Here is a 2,240-nt window from a genome sequence, read left to right as displayed (position 1 = left end):
GCGTGAGCTGGCGTCGTCGGGTTCGGGTGGCGCGCCGGTGTTTTCATCCGTGGCGTTCGACCTGGTGGTGCCGAATGTGTGGGCGCCGTTGGTGGCGGGGCAGCGGGTGTGGTTGTACGGCGGTGAGCTGACGGAACTCGGGGATGCGCTGGTCGCGGCGGGTCCGTTCTCGTTCATCAAGCTCACCCCCGGCCATCTCGAAGTCCTGGACGGCCAGTTGGGTGATGCCGAGATCCAGTCGCTCGTCTCGCGTGTGGTGGTCGCGGGTGAGGCACTGCCGGGCCAGCTGGTCGAGCGCTGGCGCCAGCTCCTCGGGAGCGGCCAGGTCGTCAACGAGTACGGTCCGACCGAGGCGACCGTAGGGACCTGTGTGTTCCCGCTGGATCCGTACGGCGGGCCGGGTGAGCGCCTCTATCGGACGGGTGACCTGGTCCGGTGGCGGGCCGACGGGGCCGTGGACTTCCTGGGCCGCATCGACGACCAGGTGAAGATCCGTGGCTACCGCATTGAGCTGGGCGAGATCCGCGCGGCCCTGGTCGCGCAGGCTTCGGTGTCCGACGCCGCGGTCCTCGTCTCCGACGACCAGCGCCTGATCGGCTATGTGGTCGGCGCGAGCGAAGGCCTTGCCGAGGCGCTGGCGGCGGTGCTGCCGGAGTACGGGCACTCGATCAAGGCGATCGCCCTGGTCGGCGCGTTGCGGGCGCAGGGCTTCGAGGCGGGCGTGGGCGATGTGTTCCGGTACCGGACGGTGGCGGGTCTCGCCGCCGCGCTCGGCACCGGCGGGAACACCCCCGAACCGGCAGGCGTGGCACCGTTCGCGCTGCTCGAACCGCACGACCGGGAGCGGCTGCCCGAGGGACTCGTCGACGCGTTCCCGCTGGCGCAGGTCCAGCTCGGCATGCTGGTGGAGATGCTGGCCGACGACGGCCGCAACAAGTACCACAACACCACCACCTTCCGGATCAAGGACGGCCGCCCCTTCGACCGCGCCGCGCTCGCCGAGGCGGGCCGGGCCGTCGTCGAGCGCCACGAGATGCTCCGCGCCTCCTTCGACCTGGAGGGCTACTCGACGCCGCTCCAACTGGTCCACGAGGTCGCCGAACTGCCCGTCACCGTCCACGACCTGCGCGACCGTAACGCGGCGGAGCAGGAGGTGTTCCGCCGGGAGCACATCGTCAGCGAGCGCGCCCTGCCGTTCGCGCTCGACCGCGCGCCGCTCCTGCGGATCTCCGCGCTCGTCGAGTCCGACGAGGCGTGGTGGCTCTCGGTCAGCGTCTGCCACCCGATCACGGAGGGCTGGAGCCACCGCTCCCTCCTGAGCGACATCGTCGAGGGCTATCTGACACTGCGCGCCGACGGGGAACTGCCCCGGCCGGAGACGCCCGACGTGCGGTACGCCGACTTCGTGGCCGCCGAACTCGCCTCCCTCGCCTCCGACGAGGACCGCGCCTACTGGCGCGACGTCATCGAAGGACACGGCACCTTCGAGCTGCCGTCCGCCCTGGGCGACCCGGAGGCCGCGGGGGGCGACGCGCACACGCTGCGCGCCCGCGCCACCGAGACGGGCACCTCGCTCAAGGCCGTGCTGCACGCGGCGCACCTGAAGGTGATGAGCCAGCTCACGCCGGAAGAGGCCTTCTGCACCGGCCTGGTGTGCAGCGGCCGGCCCGAAGCGGTCGGCGCCGAGCGGGTCTACGGCATGTACCTCAACACCGTGCCGTTCGCCTTCCGCCGCGGCGCCCGCACCTGGCGCGACCTCATCGGCCAGGTCTTCGAGCAGGAGGGCGCCCTCTGGCCGCACCGGCGCTTCCCGATGCCGGTGATGCAGCGCGAACTGGGCGACGGCTCCCGGCTGCTGCACGTCCGCTTCAGCTACCTCGACCTGAGCGACGCCCAGACGGACAGCGACATCGTCGACGCCGACTCCGGCATGGGCGAGGGCGCCACTGAGTTCGGCCTCGCCGTGGCGGCCCGCGCCAGCGGCCTGCTCCTCACGGTGGACCCGAGCTCCGTCACCCACGCCTCCCTCACCCGCATCGCCGCGATGTACCGCGCGGTCCTCGAAGCGATCGCGGCCGACGCGGACGGCGACGCCGAGGCGACGCTCCTTCCGGACGGCGAGCGCGAGCGCGTCCTGCGTACGTGGGGTGGTTCGGAGTCGGTGGCGGTGGTGTCCGGGGTGTCGGTGCCGGAGTTGGTGGCGCGTCAGGTGGTCCGGGTTCCGGATGCTGTGGCGGTGG

The 2,240-nt window shown here is 72.1% G+C and carries 1 protein-coding gene; it reads left to right on the top strand.

The features are described 5' to 3' along the window. Positions 1 to 49: 49 nt before the first annotated feature. A partial coding sequence (locus IG74_RS0144510; protein WP_030689510.1) for a condensation domain-containing protein occupies positions 50 to 2,240 on the top strand: 2,191 nt, incomplete at its 3' end.

It is taken from the genome of Streptomyces sp. NRRL B-1347 (genome assembly GCF_000720325.1).
Classification (GTDB): domain Bacteria; phylum Actinomycetota; class Actinomycetes; order Streptomycetales; family Streptomycetaceae; genus Streptomyces.
This window is presented reverse-complemented; position numbering and strand designations above follow the sequence as displayed.